The 17329-nt window shown below is 27.9% G+C and carries 30 protein-coding genes; 3 read left to right on the forward strand and 27 right to left on the reverse strand.

Going from position 1 to position 17329, the window contains the following annotated elements:
* Positions 1–3 precede the first annotated feature (3 nt).
* Complete coding sequence (locus tag TGUWTKB_RS00420; RefSeq protein WP_041062403.1) at positions 4–1275, forward strand: Zn-dependent hydrolase; 1272 nt, start codon at positions 4–6, stop codon at positions 1273–1275.
* A gap of 142 nt (positions 1276–1417) precedes the next feature.
* On the opposite strand, the gene TGUWTKB_RS00425 is transcribed toward TGUWTKB_RS00420, so the two are convergent.
* The 3 genes from TGUWTKB_RS00425 to trhO all read right to left on the reverse strand — a co-directional run bounded on the left by TGUWTKB_RS00425 (position 1418) and on the right by trhO (position 3640).
* Positions 1418–2131: an outer membrane beta-barrel protein gene (locus TGUWTKB_RS00425; RefSeq protein WP_052459515.1), complete on the reverse strand. Its 714-nt coding sequence runs from the start codon at positions 2129–2131 to the stop codon at positions 1418–1420.
* A 160-nt stretch (positions 2132–2291) separates the two neighbouring features.
* Positions 2292–2609 carry a heat shock protein HspQ gene (gene hspQ / locus TGUWTKB_RS00430; RefSeq protein WP_041062406.1) on the reverse strand — a complete coding sequence of 106 codons (318 nt, stop codon included), beginning with the start codon at positions 2607–2609 and terminating at the stop codon, positions 2292–2294.
* Positions 2610–2692: 83 nt separating this feature from the next.
* A complete protein-coding gene (gene trhO, locus TGUWTKB_RS00435; protein WP_070104512.1) occupies positions 2693–3640 on the reverse strand; it encodes an oxygen-dependent tRNA uridine(34) hydroxylase TrhO in 948 nt (315 codons plus the stop codon).
* Positions 3641–3922: 282 nt separating this feature from the next.
* On the opposite strand from trhO, the gene lpxL reads away from it, so the two are divergent.
* Complete coding sequence (lpxL, locus tag TGUWTKB_RS00440; protein WP_041062409.1) at positions 3923–4855, forward strand: LpxL/LpxP family Kdo(2)-lipid IV(A) lauroyl/palmitoleoyl acyltransferase; 933 nt, start codon at positions 3923–3925, stop codon at positions 4853–4855.
* A 152-nt stretch (positions 4856–5007) separates the two neighbouring features.
* Positions 5008–5496 (forward strand): TIGR00645 family protein, encoded by a 489-nt coding sequence (locus tag TGUWTKB_RS00445; protein WP_041062412.1) that lies wholly within the window; start codon positions 5008–5010, stop codon positions 5494–5496.
* Positions 5497–5555: 59 nt separating this feature from the next.
* Here TGUWTKB_RS00445 and rplQ read toward each other — a convergent pair whose 3' ends face one another.
* From rplQ to rplB, 24 genes are all read right to left on the reverse strand, one after another.
* Positions 5556–5933, reverse strand: coding sequence for a 50S ribosomal protein L17 (rplQ, locus tag TGUWTKB_RS00450; protein WP_041062415.1), 378 nt, complete (start codon positions 5931–5933; stop codon positions 5556–5558).
* 19 nt (positions 5934–5952) lie between these two features.
* A complete protein-coding gene (locus TGUWTKB_RS00455) occupies positions 5953–6936 on the reverse strand; it encodes a DNA-directed RNA polymerase subunit alpha (protein WP_041062418.1) in 984 nt (327 codons plus the stop codon).
* Positions 6937–6960: 24 nt separating this feature from the next.
* Positions 6961–7581: a 30S ribosomal protein S4 gene (gene rpsD, locus TGUWTKB_RS00460; RefSeq protein ID WP_041062422.1), complete on the reverse strand. Its 621-nt coding sequence runs from the start codon at positions 7579–7581 to the stop codon at positions 6961–6963.
* 28 nt (positions 7582–7609) lie between these two features.
* Positions 7610–7999, reverse strand: a complete 390-nt coding sequence (gene rpsK, locus TGUWTKB_RS00465; RefSeq protein WP_041062425.1) for a 30S ribosomal protein S11 — start codon at positions 7997–7999, stop codon at positions 7610–7612.
* 26 nt (positions 8000–8025) lie between these two features.
* Positions 8026–8382, reverse strand: a complete 357-nt coding sequence (rpsM, locus tag TGUWTKB_RS00470; protein ID WP_041062428.1) for a 30S ribosomal protein S13 — start codon at positions 8380–8382, stop codon at positions 8026–8028.
* A gap of 138 nt (positions 8383–8520) precedes the next feature.
* Positions 8521–8637: a 50S ribosomal protein L36 gene (rpmJ, locus tag TGUWTKB_RS03375; RefSeq protein WP_082018160.1), complete on the reverse strand. Its 117-nt coding sequence runs from the start codon at positions 8635–8637 to the stop codon at positions 8521–8523.
* 22 nt (positions 8638–8659) lie between these two features.
* A complete protein-coding gene (secY, locus tag TGUWTKB_RS00475; protein WP_041062431.1) occupies positions 8660–9994 on the reverse strand; it encodes a preprotein translocase subunit SecY in 1335 nt (444 codons plus the stop codon).
* Positions 9995–10001: 7 nt separating this feature from the next.
* Positions 10002–10439, reverse strand: a complete 438-nt coding sequence (gene rplO / locus TGUWTKB_RS00480; protein ID WP_041062434.1) for a 50S ribosomal protein L15 — start codon at positions 10437–10439, stop codon at positions 10002–10004.
* Complete coding sequence (gene rpmD / locus TGUWTKB_RS00485; protein ID WP_041062437.1) at positions 10439–10621, reverse strand: 50S ribosomal protein L30; 183 nt, start codon at positions 10619–10621, stop codon at positions 10439–10441. Before rpmD ends, rplO begins: the two co-directional genes overlap by 1 nt.
* Before the next feature lie 2 nt (positions 10622–10623).
* Entirely contained in the window at positions 10624–11130 is a 507-nt protein-coding gene (gene rpsE, locus TGUWTKB_RS00490; RefSeq protein ID WP_041062441.1) for a 30S ribosomal protein S5, read from the reverse strand.
* A gap of 17 nt (positions 11131–11147) precedes the next feature.
* Positions 11148–11504: a 50S ribosomal protein L18 gene (rplR, locus tag TGUWTKB_RS00495; RefSeq protein ID WP_041062443.1), complete on the reverse strand. Its 357-nt coding sequence runs from the start codon at positions 11502–11504 to the stop codon at positions 11148–11150.
* Between the two features lie 16 nt (positions 11505–11520).
* Positions 11521–12054, reverse strand: coding sequence for a 50S ribosomal protein L6 (rplF, locus tag TGUWTKB_RS00500; protein WP_041062447.1), 534 nt, complete (start codon positions 12052–12054; stop codon positions 11521–11523).
* Between the two features lie 8 nt (positions 12055–12062).
* Positions 12063–12455: a 30S ribosomal protein S8 gene (gene rpsH, locus TGUWTKB_RS00505; RefSeq protein ID WP_041062449.1), complete on the reverse strand. Its 393-nt coding sequence runs from the start codon at positions 12453–12455 to the stop codon at positions 12063–12065.
* A gap of 73 nt (positions 12456–12528) precedes the next feature.
* Entirely contained in the window at positions 12529–12834 is a 306-nt protein-coding gene (gene rpsN, locus TGUWTKB_RS00510; RefSeq protein ID WP_041062451.1) for a 30S ribosomal protein S14, read from the reverse strand.
* Positions 12835–12849: 15 nt separating this feature from the next.
* Complete coding sequence (gene rplE / locus TGUWTKB_RS00515) at positions 12850–13389, reverse strand: 50S ribosomal protein L5 (protein WP_041063500.1); 540 nt, start codon at positions 13387–13389, stop codon at positions 12850–12852.
* A 13-nt stretch (positions 13390–13402) separates the two neighbouring features.
* Positions 13403–13717, reverse strand: coding sequence for a 50S ribosomal protein L24 (gene rplX / locus TGUWTKB_RS00520; protein ID WP_041062453.1), 315 nt, complete (start codon positions 13715–13717; stop codon positions 13403–13405).
* Between the two features lie 13 nt (positions 13718–13730).
* A complete protein-coding gene (rplN, locus tag TGUWTKB_RS00525) occupies positions 13731–14102 on the reverse strand; it encodes a 50S ribosomal protein L14 (RefSeq protein ID WP_041062455.1) in 372 nt (123 codons plus the stop codon).
* 130 nt (positions 14103–14232) lie between these two features.
* On the reverse strand, positions 14233–14490 hold the full coding sequence (rpsQ, locus tag TGUWTKB_RS00530) for a 30S ribosomal protein S17 (protein ID WP_041062457.1): 258 nt from the start codon (positions 14488–14490) through the stop codon (positions 14233–14235).
* Entirely contained in the window at positions 14483–14686 is a 204-nt protein-coding gene (gene rpmC / locus TGUWTKB_RS00535; protein WP_041062459.1) for a 50S ribosomal protein L29, read from the reverse strand. Before rpmC ends, rpsQ begins: the two co-directional genes overlap by 8 nt.
* Positions 14687–14694: 8 nt before the next feature.
* On the reverse strand, positions 14695–15096 hold the full coding sequence (gene rplP, locus TGUWTKB_RS00540; protein WP_041062461.1) for a 50S ribosomal protein L16: 402 nt from the start codon (positions 15094–15096) through the stop codon (positions 14695–14697).
* Positions 15096–15812 carry a 30S ribosomal protein S3 gene (gene rpsC / locus TGUWTKB_RS00545; protein WP_041062463.1) on the reverse strand — a complete coding sequence of 239 codons (717 nt, stop codon included), beginning with the start codon at positions 15810–15812 and terminating at the stop codon, positions 15096–15098. Before rpsC ends, rplP begins: the two co-directional genes overlap by 1 nt.
* A gap of 19 nt (positions 15813–15831) precedes the next feature.
* Positions 15832–16164, reverse strand: a complete 333-nt coding sequence (gene rplV, locus TGUWTKB_RS00550) for a 50S ribosomal protein L22 (RefSeq protein ID WP_041062465.1) — start codon at positions 16162–16164, stop codon at positions 15832–15834.
* 24 nt (positions 16165–16188) lie between these two features.
* A complete protein-coding gene (gene rpsS, locus TGUWTKB_RS00555; protein ID WP_041062468.1) occupies positions 16189–16467 on the reverse strand; it encodes a 30S ribosomal protein S19 in 279 nt (92 codons plus the stop codon).
* Between the two features lie 39 nt (positions 16468–16506).
* Complete coding sequence (gene rplB, locus TGUWTKB_RS00560) at positions 16507–17328, reverse strand: 50S ribosomal protein L2 (RefSeq protein WP_041062471.1); 822 nt, start codon at positions 17326–17328, stop codon at positions 16507–16509.
* Between the last annotated feature and the right edge of the window lies 1 nt (position 17329).

A 17329-nucleotide genomic window follows, 5' to 3' on the forward strand; every position in this document is an offset into this window, starting at 1 on the left:
ATAATGAACAAAATTTTAATAACTTTTGATGAAGCAAAAAAAATGGCAAAAAGCGTTATGAAACGCTGTAATATTTTAGGAAAAATTAGTGAGAATAAAAACATAATTACACGATTATATCTTTCAAAAGAACATAAACATGTAAATATCATAGTTGAAAAATGGATGCAAAAAGCTGGTATGAAAACATGGCAAGATGAGGTAGGTAATATTTGTGGTCGTTATGAAGGTAATACATTAAATTCATCTGCTATTCTTATGGCATCACATTTAGATACAGTAAAAAATGCAGGAAAATATGATGGAATATTAGGTGTATTAAGTTCAATAGAAATTGTTCATTGGTTTCATAAAAAAAATTTACGTTTTAATTTTGCCATTGAAGTAATTGGTTTTGCTGATGAAGAAGGTGTAAGGTTTGGAATACCATTTCTAGGTAGCAAAGGAATAATAGGGGAATGGATAAAAGATTGGCTGAATATAATAGATAATAAAGGAATTTCATTAAAACGAGCAATGGAAGGTTTTGGATTAAATCCTAATTTTTTTAATAAAGCATCTCGTGCTAAAGACGATTTTATTACCTATTTAGAATTGCATATTGAACAAGGACCTTATTTATATTTGGAAAAATTACCGTTAGCTGTGGTAAAAGGAATTAATGGCATGTATCATTTAGAATGTAAATTTATAGGTGAATCTGGTCACGCTGGTACTGTTCCTATGTCTTGTAGAAAAGATGTATTTTTTGCTTTTTCTGAATGGTTGATGTTTTTAAGAAAAAATATACAAAAAGAAAAATATAGCAAAAAAATTGTTAGTACTATCGGTAAGTTTAATTGTTTTCCTAATGTAACTAATGTTATTCCAGAAAGTATTGTTTTTTCTTTAGATCTCAGAAGTATAGATAATATAATATTAGATAATTTTTTAGAAGAAATATTAAATTATGCAAAAAAAATATCATATTTTTATAAAACAACGTTCATATATAAAAAAAAATATCATTCGTTTTCAGTATTTTTTGATGAAAAATTGCAAGAAATATTGTTGAAAACAATAAAATATTTTCAAAAACGTACTATAGAAATATATAGTGGCGCTGGTCATGACGCAATTTCCTTTGCTAAACGTTGTCCTACTGGAATGATTTTTATTAGATGTAAAAAAGGAATTAGTCATAATCCAAACGAATCTGTTTTAGATACAGATGTTGCATTAAGTTTACAAGTATTTATTAAATTTATTATAAATATTAATCAAAATTTTTTATAAATTACCTCAAAAAGATTACTTAGAATAACAGACATAGCTTTAATTTTTATAACAAATATTAAAAATATTCTATGCCTGTTTATTTATTATGTTATTTTTTATTATGTAGTATATGTTAATTAAATATTAAATAAATATCTTTTTAAGATTTATTATTAAGAGTAATTATTTTTTTTACATGATCTAATAAGTTATATACATTATTCATAGATGATGGTTTTAATTGATCTTTTTGTTGAAATCTATAAATGAAACCAAAATTAATAAATGCAATGTGAGGACGACAACCAACTGTTTTACGATTTCCAACTCTATTAGTCCATTGAAAGTCTAATCTCATAGCTATATTTTCTGTCCATGCATATTCAAAACCTACACTTAAAACTGGAGATGGACCCCATAGAGTATTATGAAGTGTAATTTGATCTTTTACTACTTGATCTGAAGTAACATGCCATATAGTTGCACCAAGTCGTGTATATAAATCTAGTGTTTTTGATATTGGATGTCGTAAAATTGTTGACATTTGAAAACCATAACCTTCCCACAAAGCTGCGACAATATCTTTTCCTGTATAGTTTAAACGACCTAACCACTCACCACTCATTTCTACTCCTACATGAGGATTAGTTGTTTGTTGTCCTATAAGAAATCCTGAAGTTATTCTACTTTTTTCAAAAGGTGCATCATTTGGCACATAATTATTTCCGCGATATATAAAATGATAATATTTAGATAACCCTGATTTTGTACCAAAATACCAGGTTTCACTTTTTGGTGCAGCTTGAACAATATTAATCGCTCCAAAAACTAATAGTGATATGACGAGAAGTTTTTGTTGAATTTTTTTTATCATTTTTTTAAGATTCCAGTAAAAATTAGTTCTTTTGTGTTTTTTTCAACACAAAAAATTTTATTGGTGTATGTATTAATTTTTTATATTTTATAAAATCATATATACTTAACATTTAAAAATTATATCGATTTTTTTTTATACAAACAATTATTAAAAAAATTTAATGATGATTTTTTTTTTGAAGCTTTAACAATATAAAAGTAGATAGTTTATCTATAGATGATTGTTTAGAATTACCAATAAAATTTTCTGTCGCTAGCTGTTTTTCTGATATATATATATGCATTGGATCTCCATCTTCATCTTGTACAATTAAATGATACCATGGGTAATTGAAATTTTTTTTTTCTTTCTCTTTTATATTTTGTATTGTAAGATGAGAAATAGAACATTTAATATCGATATCGATAATAACTCCTAATATCCCTAAATTTTTATGTCTAACTTGTTGTCCAATATTAAACTTACTAGCAATCATCTATATGCTCCAAAAAAACTTTTTAAAATAGTGATTGACAATATTATTATAAATAAACACTTTATTTTTTTGTATAATTTATTTTAATGTTTATTTTCTTTATATGAATATTTAGTAATACATTCTTTACTACAACATCCTTGATATTTTTTAAAACAAGATTTACATTGAATAAAAAGTTTATGACAAATATTATTTAAACAGTTAATATGTTTATCGCATAGTTTACCACATTGATGACAAAAAGAAATAATATCATCAGAAACATGTTCTTGCATACGTTCATCAAAAACAAAATTTTTGCCTTTAAAATATATTGGTAATCCATGTTTTTTTGCATCTCTAACATATTGAATAATTCCACCTTGTACTTGATAAACATTTTCGAAGTTGTGATGTTTCATCCAAGCACTAGCTTTTTCACATCGAATTCCTCCTGTACAATATATTACAATTTTTTTGTGTTTTTGATTTTTAAAAGTTGTAATAATTGAAAGTAGTTGATCTCTAAAAGTATTATATGGCATAACAATCGCACGATTAAAATGGCCAATTTCATATTCATATTGATTACGTATATCAATGAAAATAACTGATGGATCATTTAACATATAATTTGTTTCTTCAGCATTTAAAGAAGTTCCTACATCATAAATATTAAATTTTTCATTGATACCATCAGCAACAAGTGAATTTTTTAATTTAATACGTAAAACCCAAAATGATTTTCCGTTATCTTGTAAGGCCTTATTGATTCTAACGTCTTTTAAAGATTTATCTAGTTTTTCTATGATATTTATCATATTTTTATAATATTTTTTTGGAACACTAACTTGTGCGTTTATTCCTTCTTTAGCAATATAAATTCTTCCAAATATTTTTAGTTTATATAGTTCTTGATAAAGCATATCTCTAAAATTTTTTGGATATTTAACTGTAAAGTATTTATAAAAAGATATTGTGATACGTTTAGTCTCTGATTTTAACATATCAATTTTTAACATTTTATTAGAAATAGAGTTATATAACATTAAATCTTTCCTTGAATAAAATTGTTTTTAATTTTATTTTTATGCATTATAATAATAAAATTATAAATATAAATGATATTTCTTTAAAAGATCATACAATAACATAATATATCTTCTAAAATTTCTTTAAAGATGTAAATTAATAGTTAATATAACATCACTAAAAAACAATACAGAAAGCATTTTTTATATATTTTATATATAAATTTTTAATCATTTAATAGAAAAAAATAGTTTTTTATAAATTATAAATTATATATCTCTTATTAGAGAAAAAATAATATGAAAAATACCCCAAAGTTTAAATATTATTTTTTACATCCAAAATATTGGGTATTATGGTTAATCATTATTTTTTTTTACTTATTAGTTCTATTTCCGTATTCATTTTTATATTTTTTTGGTAAGAAAATAGGTCGTATTGCTATATACTTTATGAGAGAACGTGTATCAATTGTACGTAAAAACTTAGAGCTTTGTTTTCCTACTCTGTCAATGAAAGAACGAGAAAATATGCTTATAAAAAATTTTGAGTCTGTAGGTTTAGGATGTATTGAAACAAGTATTGCTTGGTTTTGGCCTGATTGGCGAATTCGAAAATATTTTAAAATTTTTGGATATGAACATATTAAAAAAGCACTAAAAAAGAAAGGAATTTTAATTATTGGTATACATTTTTTAAATCTTGAATTAGGTGCACGTTGTTTTAGCTTAAAAAAAAAAGGTATAGGTGTTTATAGACCAAATGATAACCCATTGATAGACTGGATACAGTATTGGGGGCGACTTAGATCTAGTAAAAAAATGTTAGATCGTAAAAATTTAAAGGGTATGATAAAATCTTTAAGAGATGGTGAAATATTATGGTATGCAGCGGATCAAGATTATGGTATAAAGAGTAGTGTTTTTGTGCCTTTTTTTAAAATAAAAAAAACAGCTACAACGGCAGGAACTTATAGTTTAATAAAGTTATCTAAACCTGCTGTTATTCCTTTTCTTCCTAAGAGATTGTCTGATGGAAGCGGTTACGAATTGATTTTTATGCCAGACATAAGTAATAAAATTTCTATCGAAAATAAAATTGATATTGTAACTTACATTAATAAAATAATAGAAAAAACTATATTATTAGCTCCAGAACAGTACATGTGGTTACATCGCCGTTTTAAAACTCGTCCTAAAAATGAACAATCTATATATAACTATACAATATAAAAAACATAAAAAAACACTCATAAATTTATTTTATAAACTGAAAAATATCATTTACAATTAATATTCATCTCAAATAATTAATAATCTAAGTTTATAGAAAATATAAGAATTTATTTATAAATAATGAATACAAGAAAAACTATGGAAAAACAATAATCAAAATGATAGAAAAAATGATATATGCATCAAGATGGTTACTATTTCCTGTATATATGGGACTTTCTTTTGGATTTACTTTTTTAACATTAAAGTTTTTTCATGAAGTTATAAAAGTAATACCAAATATATTTCAAATATCAGAATCCGGACTTATTCTAACAGTTTTATCTTTAATAGATATTTCTCTTGTAGGTGGTTTATTAGTAATGGTAATGTTTTCTGGTTATGAAAATTTTATCTTAAAAATGAGCAGTGGCGACAATAAAAAAAGATTAAGTTGGATGGGGAAAATGGATATTAGTTCGATTAAAAACAAAGTATCTTCTTCAATAGTGGCTATTTCTTCTGTTCACCTTTTACGTTTATTTATGGAATCAGATAAAACGCCTGATAATAAAATGATGTGTTGTGTTGTTATACATTTAACTTTTGTTATATCAGCGTTTGGTATGGGATATATAGATAAGATGAATAAAAAATAATAACTTTTTTTATTGTATCATTCTTTATCCTTATACATCGGATAAAGAACGATAAAAAATTAACTTTTCTTTTTTTCTCTTAAACGATCAACTAGTTCAATATATGCCATTGATGCGTTATCTCCTTTTCTAAAATTACATTTTAAAATTCGAGTATAACCACCTGCACGTTCTAAAAATCTAGGTCCTAATTCATTAAATAACTTAGATACTACTTGTCTATTTTTTGTTTTAGAAAAAACTAAACGGCGATTAGATAAATTATCTTTTTTTGCACAAGTAATTAGCGGTTCAGCTATTTTTCTTAATTCTTTAGCTTTTTGTAAAGTCGTTTTTATCATTTCATGATGTAATAACGAACAAGTCATATTACGAAACATAGCATATCTATGGCTACTATTACGATTAAATTTACGACCATTTTTACGATGACGCATTATGTAATTTCTCCAAATTTTAATCTTCCATGTTACCTGGTGGCCAATTTTCAAGTCTCATACCTAAAAATAGTCCTCGAGCAGCCAAAACATCTTTTATTTCAGTAAGAGATTTCTTTCCTAAATTTGGTGTTTTAAGTAATTCTACTTCAGTACGTTGTACTAAATCTCCAATGTAATGAATTGCCTCTGCTTTAAGACAATTAGCAGAACGTACTGTCAATTCTAAATCATCAACAGGACATAATAAAATTGGATCAAATTCTGGTTTTTCTTCTTTTACTTCTGGCTGATGAACATCACGTAAATCAACAAATGCTTCCAATTGCTCTGAAAGTACAGTAGCAGCGCAACGAATAGCTTCTTCAGGATCTATTGTACCATTCGTTTCCATGTCAATAATGAGTTTATCTAAATCAGTACGTTGTTCTACACGAGCAGCTTCAACATTATAAGCAATACGATCAACAGGACTATAACAAGCATCTAATAGTAATCTACCAACTGGTCGATCTTCTTCAGATCTTGCATTCATAGAGGCAGGAACATAACCTCGTCCTTTTTGAACTTTTATACGCATACTAATTGATGCATTATCTTTTGTTAAATGACAAATAATTTGTTCAGGTTGAACTATTTCAACATCACTATGATAAACTATATCTGCTGCAGTAACAGGACCAATGCCTTTTTTTTCTAAAGTTAAAATTGCTTCATCTTTTTCTTTTATTTTAATTGCTAATTTTTTTAAATTTAATAAAATTTCTAAAACATCTTCTTGAACTCCTTCTTTAGTACTATACTCATGTAGTACTTCTTTAATTTCAACTTCTGTTACCGCAGAACCTGGCATAGAAGAAAGTAAAATTCTACGTAAAGCATTACCAAGAGTATGCCCAAAACCTCGTTCTAGTGGTTCTAATGTTACTTTTGCATGCGTTGCACTGATTTGTTCTATATTAACTAATCGTGGTTTTAAAAAGTCTTTTGTAGAACTATACATATTTTCTCCATTTTGAGATAAGGATTATCTAGAATAGAGTTCAATAATTAGATGTTCATTAATATCCATTGATAAATCTGCCCTATCTGGAATACGTTTAAATATACCTTGCATTTTATCTGTATTAACTTCAATCCAGTTAGGTTTCTCACGCTGATCAGAAATTTCTATAGCGGCTTTTACACGAGATTGTTGTTTAGATTTTTCACTTATTGCAATTACATCGTTAGGATAAGTTTGATATGAAGCAATGTCAACAATGTTATTATTAACAGTAATTGATTTATGATTTACTAATTGTCGTGCCTCAGCCCTTGTACTGCCAAAACCCATCCGATAAACTATATTATCTAATCTGCTTTCTAAAAGTTTTAATAGGTTTTCACCTGTGTTACCTTTTATTTGAGATGCTTTTTTATAATAATTACGAAATTGTTTTTCTAATATTCCATAAATACGACGTACTTTTTGCTTTTCACGTAGTTGAATACCATAATCAGACAAACGTGGTTTTCTTAAACCATGTTGTCCAGGCATTTGTTCAATTTTACATTTTGTATCAATCGCGCGAACTCCAGATTTTAAAAACAAGTCAGTGCCCTCACGACGGCTTATTTTTAACTTTGGCCCTAAATATTTTGCCATTTTTTTCTCCAATATTATATTTGATATATTATACGCGTCTTTTTTTCGGGGGGCGACAACCATTGTGAGGGATAGGAGTAACATCTGTGATGTTAGTAATACGGAATCCTGCAGAATTTAAAGCACGTATAGTAGACTCCCGACCAGGACCTGGACCCTTTACCATCACTTCCAAATTTTTAATACCATAATCTTTCACTGATTCTGCACAACGTTCTGCAGCAACTTGTGCTGCAAATGGGGTCGATTTTCGAGACCCTCTAAATCCTGAACCTCCAGCTGTCGCCCAACTAAGAACATTTCCTTGTCGATCAGTAATAGTTACAATAGTATTGTTAAAAGAAGCATGAATGTGAGCTACTCCATCTGCAACTTGTTTTTTTATACGTTTATTTGTTCGAATGGTTTTTTTTGCCATTATTCATTTACTCATTTTTAAATAAATTATTTTTTGATTGGTTTTCTAGGACCTTTGCGTGTACGAGCATTTGTTTTAGTTCTTTGACCTCGAACAGGTAATCCTCTACGATGACGTAAACCACGATAACAATTAAGATCTATTAGACGTTTGATACTTAATGTTACTTCTCTACGTAAATCACCTTCAATAGAAAATTTGTTAATTTTTTCTCTAATATGATCAATTTGTTCTTCAGATAATTCGTTCATTTTAACATGTTCTGATATTCCGATAGAAGAACATATTTTTTTTGATCGAGATTTACCAATCCCATATATTGAGGTTAACGCAATAATAACATGTTTGTTATCAGGAACGTTAACACCTGCTATACGAGTCATAAAGATACTCCTTTTTTTCAAATTTTATTTATGTCTTTTAAGACATATAATTCTTTTTAATATATATTGAAATTATAAAATTTATTTATGATTTATTATAAATAAAATAAATTAAAAGTTTAAAAAACGTACAATATACTAACCTTGTCTTTGCTTGTGTTTAGGATCTGTTTTACAGATAACACGGATCACTCTATTTCTACGAACTATCTTACAATTACGACATAATTTCTTTACAGAAGTACGAACTTTCATTTTTTTACCAATTCTTTATAATTTAATGATGATAGCCTTTAAAATTAGCTTTTTTCAATAAAGATTCATATTGATTAGATATCAATATTGATTGTAATTGAGAAATAAAATCTATTATTACTACGACAACAATTAATAAAGAAGTACCGCCAAAATAAAAAGGAACATTTGCAATGTATCTTATTAACTCTGGAATTAAACAAATAAAAGTAATATAAACAGCACCTATTAAAGTAATTTTTTTCATAATAATGTTGATATATTTAGCTGTTTTTTCTCCAGGACGAATTCCAGGAATAAATGCACCTGATTTTTTTAAATTATCAGCAGTATCTCGTGGTTTAAAAACAATAGATGTATAAAAAAAACAAAAAAATATAATTGCAGAAGCATAAAGTAATAAATAAAATGGTTGTCCTGGTTGTAAGTATGATTGTACAACATGTAACCAAGTCCAACTACTTCTTTTCCCAAACCATGACACTATTGTTGCTGGAAATAGAATTATGCTAGAAGCAAAAATAGCAGGAATAACACCAGACATATTAACTTTTAAAGGTAAATGAGTGTTTTGCACAGCATATAGTTTTCGACCATGCTGACGTTTTGCATAGTTTACACAAATTTTTCTTTGTCCTCTTTCAATAAATACAACAAAATATGTAGTAATTAAAATAAAACCAATAACTAACATTAATAACATAATTGGTAGGTTTCCTTGTCTTGATTGCTCAATGGTATGAGCAATAGCTCTTGGTAAACCAGCTACAATACCAATAAAAATAATTATGGATATCCCGTTTCCAATACCTTTTTCAGATATTTGTTCTCCTAACCACATTAAAAAAACGGTTCCAGTTACTAAACTAACTACTGCGACAAAATAAAAAGAAAAATTCACATCTACAACTAATTCTTCCATCCCTGGTATATTCGGAAGGCCTGTAGCAATACCTATAGCTTGAAAAATAGATATAATTAATGTAGTATACCTTATGTATTGATTTATTTTTTTTTGTCCTGATTCTCCTTCTTTTCTAATATCTGAAAATTTAGGATGTAACATAGTAAGCAATTGAATGATAATCGATGCAGAAATATGTGGCATAATACCTAAAGTAAATATTGATGCGTGACTTAAAGCACCACCAGAAAACATATTAAACATCTCAATAATAGTACCACGTTGTTGTTCTATGATTTTAGCTAAAACAACAGTATTAATTCCAGGTATTGGAATAAAAGAACCTATCCTAAATATAATCAAAGCTGTTATTAAAAATAACAATCGATACTTAAGATTGTCAAAACTACTTTTTTTGTTATAAAAATTTGATTTTATTTGATGATCAGTCATTTATTGATTATTCCTGAACTTTTCCACCAGAAGATTCAATATATTTTCTTGCACCTTTTGTTAAATTTATTCCATGAATATTAACAATTTTTTCCAGTTTCTCACCGGATAAAATTATTTTAATATGTTTAGTGTTTTTTTTAATAATTTTAGCATTTTTTATGCTTTTTAAAGTAATATCGTTTCCATTAATTTTATTTAAATCACTAGTTCTTATTTCCTCTCTTAATAATGATTTTTTAGAAGTAAAACCAAATTTTGGAATTCTTCTATGTAAAGGCATTTGTCCTCCTTCAAAACCACGACTTATTTTACCTCCTGATCGTGCTTTTTGTCCTTTATGTCCTCTTCCTCCAGTTTTTCCAAATCCTGATCCAATACCTCGACCAATTCTTTTTTTTTTAGTTTTTGATCCTTTAGACGGAGATAAAACGTTTAAAAACATTATTTTTCTTCCTTTATCTGTATAAGATGAATTATTTTTTTTATCATTCCGCGAATTGCAATGCTATCTTTACGTTTCACGGTGTGACCAATATAACGTAAACCTAATCCAATTAATGTGGCTTTATGTTGAGGTAAAATTCCAATAGCACTACGTATTTGAGTAATATAAATTTTTTTCATAGTTATGTTCCTAAAATTTCTTTGACAGACTTACCTCGTTTTTCTGCTATCATTTTAGGAGATTTCATATTCATTAATCCGTTAATTGTTGCTCGTACTACATTAATTGGATTAGTTGATCCATAAGTTTTAGCTAAAACATCATGTATTCCAGCTACTTCTAAAACAGCACGCATTGCCCCACCTGCTATTATTCCAGTACCTGCAGAAGCAGATTTCATAAAAATATGTGATCCCGTATGAGTACCATTTACAGAATGATATAAAGTACCTTTTTTTAAAAAAATTTTTATTAAATTTTTCCTTGCTTTTTCCATAGCTTTCTGAATAGCTGATGGAACCTCTCTAGCTTTTCCGTATCCAAATCCAACACGACCATTACCATCACCAACAACTGTTAACGCAGTAAACGAAAAAATTCGTCCACCTTTAACTGTTTTAGATACACGATTAACAGCAATAAGTTTTTCTTGTAATTCGTTATTACCTACTTTTTCAAATTGCGTCATTATTAAAATGCCTTCTTTTAGAAATTTAATCCATATTCACGAGCAGATTCAGCAAGTGCTTTAATTCTTCCATGATATTGAAATCCAGAACGATCAAAAGCAACTTTCTTAATCCCAATTTTAATGCTACGTTTTGCAATATTTTTCCCAACTAAAATAGCAGCTTCTTTGTTACCAGTTTTTTTTATTTCATTCATATATTTTTTTTCTAAACTTGAAGCGCTAGCTAAAACTTGATCGTTGTCAATATTAAAAATTTGAGCATAAATATGACGTGAGCTCCTATGCACTAATAAACGATGAATCTTTAATTTTTTTATTCGATGTTTTGTTTTATTAGATCTACGCAAACGAGCTATTTTTTTTTTAAGCATCTTATATAATCCTTTATTATTTCTTTTTCGTTTCTTTAATTAATATTTTTTCATCTATATATCTGATACCTTTACCTTTATAAGATTCAGGCGGGCGATATGAACGTAAATCAGCTGCTACTTGACCAACTAGTTGTTTATTAAAGCTCTTTAAAACAATTTCATTTTGATTTGGACATTCTACATATACTTCGGAAGGAATTTTATGATTAATTAAATGTGAAAAACCAAGATATAAAGTTATAATATTATTTTGAATTGAAGCACGATAACCAATACCAACTAATTGCAGTTTTTTAACAAACTCATTATTTATGCCATAAATCATAGAATTCAATATTGCACGAACAGTACCTGCTTGAGCCCATCCATTTACATAACCATTACGAGATTTACAAATTAAAAAATTATTAGTGTAATTTACGTGTACTGATTGATGTATTAAATAATTAATTTTACCATTTTTACCTTTCATAGAAATTTTTTGATTATCGATTTTTATTTCTATATTGTTAGGAACAAGAATGGGTTGTTTTGCAACGCGAGACATTTTTTCTCCTAAGAAACATAACAGATAACTTCGCCACCAAGATTAGATTTGTATGCTTTTTGATCAGTCATAATGCCTTTAGATGTTGAAATAATAGATATACCTAAACCATTCATTACTTTAGGTAATTCATTATATTTTTTGTATATACGTAGTCCTGGACGACTTATTCTTTGAATACTTTCTGCCACACCTTTTCCTTTAAAATATTTTAAATATAATACAATTTTTGGTTTTTTATTTTCTATAATTTTAAAATCTTTAATATAGCCTTCTTCTTGAAGAACTTTAGCTATTTCAACTTTTAATATAGAAGAAGGTATTGTTATTGAAATTTTCCTCGCATTTTGGCCATTTCTAATACAAGTTAACATATTTGCAATTGGATCTTGCATACTCATCTTTATTTTCCTATAGTTCTTATAGTTATACGAATATTATAAAAAAAAATAGTAGTTTTTTAACTATATTGTTTTACCAGCTAGATTTTTTTAATCCAGGAACTTCTCCTCGCATAGCTATTTCTCGAAGTTTTATTCTACTTAACCCAAATTTTCTAAGAAATCCATGAGGTCTACCAGTTTGACGACAACGATTTCTTTGTCTAGATGGAACAGAATCACGAGGTAAAGATTGCAATTTCAGTACTGCATCCCATCTTTTTTCTTCAGATAAATTCATATTTACAATAATAGATTTTAGCTTTATACGTTTTGAAAAAAACTTATCGATTAATTTTGCACGTTTTTTTTCTCGTGCTTTCATTGATTCTTTTGCCATATATTGATCCTTTTTTTAATGTCTAAATGGAAAATGAAATGCAGATAACAAAGCAAGACCTTCTTCATTAGTTTTTGCGGTCGTTGTAATAGTAATATCTAGCCCGCGTATGCGATCAATTTTTTCATAATTAATTTCAGGAAAAATAATCTGTTCTTTTATTCCTAAGCTATAATTTCCATAACCATCAAAAGATTTCTTTGAAAGACCTCTAAAATCACGTATTCTAGGTATTGCAATTGTAATTAATCGTTCAATAAATTCCCACATGCGATTTCTTCTTAAAGTTACTTTACATCCAATAGGGTATCCTTGACGAATTTTAAATCCAGCAACCGATTTTTTTGCTTTTGTAAGTATAGGTTTTTGACCAGAAATAACAGTTAGATCTGACACCGCATGTTCTAAAAACTTTTTATCGTTAACAGATTCTCCAACGCCCATATTTAAAGTGATTTTATCAAAACGAGGAACTTCCATAATTGATTTGTAATTTAATTCTTTTATAAGATTTTTCACAACAGTTTTTTTATAAAAATCATACAATTTTATCATGACATTCCTTTTATTATTTAATAATTTTGTTATTAGATTTAAAAAATCGTACTTTTTTTCCATTTTCAAACTTAAAACCAACTTTATCTAATTTATCGGTTTTAGTATTAATAATTGCAATATTGGAGATATCGATGTAAGATTCTTCTTTATAAATTCCTCCTTCTTGTTGTAAAGAAGGAATAGGCTTTTTATGTTTTGTTACTAAATTAATACCTTCTACAATAACCTTTTTGTTAGAAAGTATCTTTTTAACTTTTCCTCTTTGATTTTTACATCTTCCAGCAATGACGATAACTTCATCATTTTTACGTATTTTTTTTGCCATATATCTATTCCTTTTATAGAACTTCAGGTGCTAAAGATATAATTTTCATAAATTTTTCTGTACGAAGTTCACGTGTTACTGGTCCAAAAATTCTTGTTCCTATTGGTTGTGAATTACTATCATTTAAAATGACACATGAATTGCTATCAAATCTTATAAAAGAACCATCAGATCTACGAATTCCCTTTTTAGTTCTTACTATAACAGCTTTTAAAACTTCTCCTTTTTTTACTTTTCCTCGTGGAACAGCTTCTTTAATAGCAACTTTAATAATATCACCAATATTTGCGTAACGACGTTTTGAACCACCTAAAACTTTGATACACATAACACTACGTGCTCCAGAGTTATCAGCAACGTTTAAAACTGTTTGTGCTTGTATCATTTATAAATACTCTTTATTATATGATTTGTTAGAAAAAATTTCGTGAAAAAAATCAATACGATACGTAAAATCATATTGATTAATTTAAGAATTAAATAATTTTTAAAGATTGTTAAAAACTTAAATAATTTTACTGCAAAATAGATTTTTCTGCAATCTTTACTAATTTCCAATTTTTTGTTTTGGAAATAGGACGACATTCACATATTTCAACTATATCTCCAATCTTACATTCATTTTTTTCGTCATGAATATGTAATTTAGTTGTTCGTTTAATAAATTTTCCATACATCGAATGTTTAACTAAACGTTGAATAGCAACAGTTGCTGATTTTTCCATATAATTTTTAATAACAGTGCCTTTTAGAATACGAGTTTTTTTAATCATGATTTATTTCTTTTATATTTTCGTTTAATATAGTATTAACACGAGCAATTTTACGACGAACATTTTTTAAGAGATGCGTTTGTTTAAAATCTTCAAACGAAGCTTGTATCTTTAAATTAAATTTTTCTCGATACAAACTACACAACTCTTTTTTTAAATCTTGTTTGTTTTTTTTTCTTAATAAAACTGGTTTCATAAATTCACCTAATTATTAACAAAAACTGTTTTCATTGGCAATTTAGCAGATGCAAGTTTAAAAGCTTCACGAGCAATTTTTTCTGTTACCCCATCCATTTCATATAAAACTTTACCAGGTTGAATTAATGCCACCCAATATTCCACATTTCCTTTACCTTTTCCCATTCTTACTTCTAAGGGTTTTTCAGTAATTGGTTTATCTGGAAAAATGCGAATCCAAATTCTTCCTTGGCGTTTTATTGATCTACTCATTGCTCTTCTTGCAGCTTCTATTTGACGAGCTGTAATTCTTCCACGATCAGCAGCTTTTAATCCAAACGTTCCAAAAACAACGTTTGCATCAATAGATAACCCACGATTCCTTCCTTTTTGTAATTTTCTATATTTTGTTCTCTTCGGTTGCAACATCAACGGTTCTCCTTACGATTTTTTCGCTGTTGTCTTCTATTATAAGGATATGAAGTTTTTGTTAGTTTTTCATTAAAAGAAATATTACGTCCTAAAATTTCACCTTTAAAAATCCAAACTTTTATCCCTATAACGCCGTATGTAGTATGGGCTTCTGATGCAGAATAATCAATATCTGCACGTAATGTATGTAAAGGAACACGCCCTTCATGATACCATTCTGTTCTGGCAATTTCTGTTCCTCCAAGACGTCCGCTGACTTTAATCTTAATACCTTTAGCCCCAAATCTCATAGCGTTTTGAACTGCACGTTTCATTGCTCGACGAAACATAACTCTACGTTCCAACTGTGTTGCAATATTATCTGCTACTAGTTTTGAATCTAATTCTGGTTTTCTAATTTCTGCAATGTTTATTTGAGCTGGTACACCAGCTATTTTAGCAATTAAAGAACGTAATTTTTCTACATCTTCGCCTTTTTTTCCAATTACAATACCTGGTCTCGAAGTATGAATAGTTACACGAATACTTTTTGCAGGTCTTTCAATAGTAATACGAGATATAGATGCATTAGATAATTCTTTAAAAAGAAAACGACGTACTTGAAAATCACTTTCTAAATTTTCGGAAAAATTTTTAGTATTTGCAAACCAAGTTGAATTCCAAGGTTTTGTTATACCTAATCTAATTCCATTAGGATGTACTTTTTGTCCCATAAAAACTCTCTTTTTTATATTAATGAGTAGATACTACAATAGTAATATGGCTGCTACGTTTTGTTATGCGATCTGCACGTCCTTTTGCTCTTGGCATAATTCTTTTAACTGTTGGTCCTTGATCAATAAAAATTTTTTTAACGATTAAATCGTCAATATCTAAACCATTATTGTGTTCAGCATTAGCAATAGCAGAATTTAAAACTTTTTTTATTAAAAATGCTGATTTCTTGCTTGTAAATTGTAAAATATTCAAGGCTTGAGAGACTTTTTTTCCTCGAATTAAATTTGCTACTAAACGATTTTTTTGAGCAGAAGAATTAGAACAAAAATGTTTAGCAATAGTTTCCATTTCATTATTTCCTATAATTTCATTTTATTTTTTTTTAATTTTTTTATCTGCAGTATGACTACGATAAGTATGTGTTGGAGAAAACTCACCTAGTTTATGTCCTACCATTTCTTCAGAAATAAAAATAGGGATATGTTGACGTCCGTTATGTATGGCAATTGTTAACCCAATCATTTTAGGAAAAATTGTAGAACGACGAGACCAAGTGCGTAAAGGTTTTTTATCATTATTTTTAATTGCTTTTTCTACTTTTTTTAGCAAGGATAAATCAATAAAAGGACCTTTTTTAAGGGAACGTGGCATAATTTATTTACTCTTTTCTTATTTAGTATCATGGATTATTTATTTATGACGATTTCTAATAATGAACTTATCAGTTCGCTTATTACTTCTTGTTTTTTTTCCCTTAGTTTGTTTACCCCATGGAGAAACGGGATGTTTTCCAAAATTTCTTCCTTCACCTCCTCCGTGAGGATGATCTACTGGGTTCATTGCAGTTCCCCTTACTGTAGGTCTTATTCCTCTCCAACGTTTTGCACCTGCTTTTCCTAATATTCTTAACATGTGTTCATTATTTCCAACTTCACCTAAAGTTGCTCGACAATTTATATGAATTTTTCTAATTTCTCCAGAACGTAAACGAATACTGACATATTTTTCTTCACGTGCAATAATTTGTACATATGATCCAGCAGCACGTGCCAGTTGACCTCCTTTTCCATTTTTTAACTCTATATTATGTATAGTTTCACCAATAGGTATTTTATATAAAGGTAATGTATTTCCAATGTTTATATTAGCATCAACTCCAGATTGAACAATATCTCCTATTTTTAATCCTTTTGGTGATAATATATATCTACGTTCTCCATCTTTATATAATATTAAAGCAATGTTAGCGGAACGATTTGGGTCGTATTCAATTCTTTCAACTGTTCCAGGAACGTCATCTTTATTTCTTTTAAAATCAATAATACGATAATTTTTTTTATGTCCTCCTCCAATATGACGAGTTGTAATATGTCCATTATTATTTCTTCCGCCTGTTTTTTTGTTCTTTTCCGTTAATTTAGAAAAAGATTTTCCTTTATATAAAAAATGATTTACTAACTTTACAACATGACGACGTCCTGGAGATGTTGGCTTGCATTTAATCATTACCATT

It is taken from the genome of Candidatus Tachikawaea gelatinosa (genome assembly GCF_000828815.1).
GTDB lineage: Bacteria > Pseudomonadota > Gammaproteobacteria > Enterobacterales > Enterobacteriaceae > Tachikawaea > Tachikawaea gelatinosa.

Coding starts and splice junctions, on each gene's coding strand:
- TGUWTKB_RS00420 (WP_041062403.1), top strand. CDS start 4: ATGAACAAAATTTTAATAACTTTTGATGAAGCAAAAAAAATGGCAAAA.
- TGUWTKB_RS00425 (WP_052459515.1), bottom strand. CDS start 2,131: ATGATAAAAAAAATTCAACAAAAACTTCTCGTCATATCACTATTAGTT.
- hspQ (WP_041062406.1), bottom strand. CDS start 2,609: ATGATTGCTAGTAAGTTTAATATTGGACAACAAGTTAGACATAAAAAT.
- trhO (WP_070104512.1), bottom strand. CDS start 3,640: ATGTTATATAACTCTATTTCTAATAAAATGTTAAAAATTGATATGTTA.
- lpxL (WP_041062409.1), top strand. CDS start 3,923: ATGAAAAATACCCCAAAGTTTAAATATTATTTTTTACATCCAAAATAT.
- rplQ (WP_041062415.1), bottom strand. CDS start 5,933: ATGCGTCATCGTAAAAATGGTCGTAAATTTAATCGTAATAGTAGCCAT.
- TGUWTKB_RS00455 (WP_041062418.1), bottom strand. CDS start 6,936: ATGTATAGTTCTACAAAAGACTTTTTAAAACCACGATTAGTTAATATA.
- rpsD (WP_041062422.1), bottom strand. CDS start 7,581: ATGGCAAAATATTTAGGGCCAAAGTTAAAAATAAGCCGTCGTGAGGGC.
- rpsK (WP_041062425.1), bottom strand. CDS start 7,999: ATGGCAAAAAAAACCATTCGAACAAATAAACGTATAAAAAAACAAGTT.
- rpsM (WP_041062428.1), bottom strand. CDS start 8,382: ATGACTCGTATAGCAGGTGTTAACGTTCCTGATAACAAACATGTTATT.
- rpmJ (WP_082018160.1), bottom strand. CDS start 8,637: ATGAAAGTTCGTACTTCTGTAAAGAAATTATGTCGTAATTGTAAGATA.
- secY (WP_041062431.1), bottom strand. CDS start 9,994: ATGACTGATCATCAAATAAAATCAAATTTTTATAACAAAAAAAGTAGT.
- rplO (WP_041062434.1), bottom strand. CDS start 10,439: ATGTTTTTAAACGTTTTATCTCCGTCTAAAGGATCAAAAACTAAAAAA.
- rpmD (WP_041062437.1), bottom strand. CDS start 10,621: ATGAAAAAAATTTATATTACTCAAATACGTAGTGCTATTGGAATTTTA.
- rpsE (WP_041062441.1), bottom strand. CDS start 11,130: ATGACGCAATTTGAAAAAGTAGGTAATAACGAATTACAAGAAAAACTT.
- rplR (WP_041062443.1), bottom strand. CDS start 11,504: ATGCTTAAAAAAAAAATAGCTCGTTTGCGTAGATCTAATAAAACAAAA.
- rplF (WP_041062447.1), bottom strand. CDS start 12,054: ATGTCTCGCGTTGCAAAACAACCCATTCTTGTTCCTAACAATATAGAA.
- rpsH (WP_041062449.1), bottom strand. CDS start 12,455: ATGAGTATGCAAGATCCAATTGCAAATATGTTAACTTGTATTAGAAAT.
- rpsN (WP_041062451.1), bottom strand. CDS start 12,834: ATGGCAAAAGAATCAATGAAAGCACGAGAAAAAAAACGTGCAAAATTA.
- rplE (WP_041063500.1), bottom strand. CDS start 13,389: ATGATAAAATTGTATGATTTTTATAAAAAAACTGTTGTGAAAAATCTT.
- rplX (WP_041062453.1), bottom strand. CDS start 13,717: ATGGCAAAAAAAATACGTAAAAATGATGAAGTTATCGTCATTGCTGGA.
- rplN (WP_041062455.1), bottom strand. CDS start 14,102: ATGATACAAGCACAAACAGTTTTAAACGTTGCTGATAACTCTGGAGCA.
- rpsQ (WP_041062457.1), bottom strand. CDS start 14,490: ATGATTAAAAAAACTCGTATTCTAAAAGGCACTGTTATTAAAAATTAT.
- rpmC (WP_041062459.1), bottom strand. CDS start 14,686: ATGAAACCAGTTTTATTAAGAAAAAAAAACAAACAAGATTTAAAAAAA.
- rplP (WP_041062461.1), bottom strand. CDS start 15,096: ATGTTGCAACCGAAGAGAACAAAATATAGAAAATTACAAAAAGGAAGG.
- rpsC (WP_041062463.1), bottom strand. CDS start 15,812: ATGGGACAAAAAGTACATCCTAATGGAATTAGATTAGGTATAACAAAA.
- rplV (WP_041062465.1), bottom strand. CDS start 16,164: ATGGAAACTATTGCTAAACATTTTTGTTCTAATTCTTCTGCTCAAAAA.
- rpsS (WP_041062468.1), bottom strand. CDS start 16,467: ATGCCACGTTCCCTTAAAAAAGGTCCTTTTATTGATTTATCCTTGCTA.
- rplB (WP_041062471.1), bottom strand. CDS start 17,328: ATGGTAATGATTAAATGCAAGCCAACATCTCCAGGACGTCGTCATGTT.